Here is a 504-nt window from a genome sequence, read left to right as displayed (position 1 = left end):
GCCCTGGCTGAACTCTCCCTCGCGCAGGCTCGGATGGAGCCGCGCCACCGCCATCGATGGCGTGGGCGCCACGTAGTTCGGATAGACGACTTCGAGCAGCCGCTGGGTGAAGCGCGGGAACTCCGCATCCAGCTTCAGGTGCGTGCGTGCGGACATGAAGCAGAACGCCTCGATCATCCGCTCGACATARGGRTCGGCAACTTCGATGCCCTCCATGCCCAGCCGGCGCGCAATCTTCGGATGCTGTGCGGCGAACTCGCCTGCCGATTCGCGCAGGTAGGTCAGCTCGCGGTTGTARTACTCGAGAAACTTCGGATCCATGTCAGCCTGCCGATCCCGGGGTATGGCCCGATTGGAGCGAGACCTTGCTCAGTTCCAGGTCGAACACGCTCTGGATGCGGAATTCGAGCGGATAGGGCGTCCACTGCATCAGCGCCTCGATTTCAAACATCATCTTGTTGTAGCGCCGTGCGGAAGTGTCGCGCAGCGGGCGTAGCCGTACCG

General features: G+C 62.7%; 2 protein-coding genes. Both read right to left on the bottom strand.

What is annotated here, in order from left to right; genetic code table 11:
* Window positions 1-321: type VI secretion system baseplate subunit TssF (locus AB4Y93_RS28840; RefSeq protein ID WP_441897222.1), on the bottom strand; the 321-nt coding region annotated here is incomplete at its 3' end.
* Between the two features lies 1 nt (window position 322).
* The coding region (locus AB4Y93_RS28835) for a hypothetical protein (RefSeq protein WP_441897220.1) at window positions 323-504 on the bottom strand (182 nt) is incomplete at its 5' end.

It is taken from the genome of Paenibacillus sp. YAF4_2 (assembly GCF_052113225.1).
Classification (GTDB): Bacteria; Bacillota; Bacilli; order Paenibacillales; family Paenibacillaceae; genus Pristimantibacillus.
Note: the sequence above shows the minus strand (reverse complement) of the source record. Positions and strands in the feature narration are given on the sequence as shown.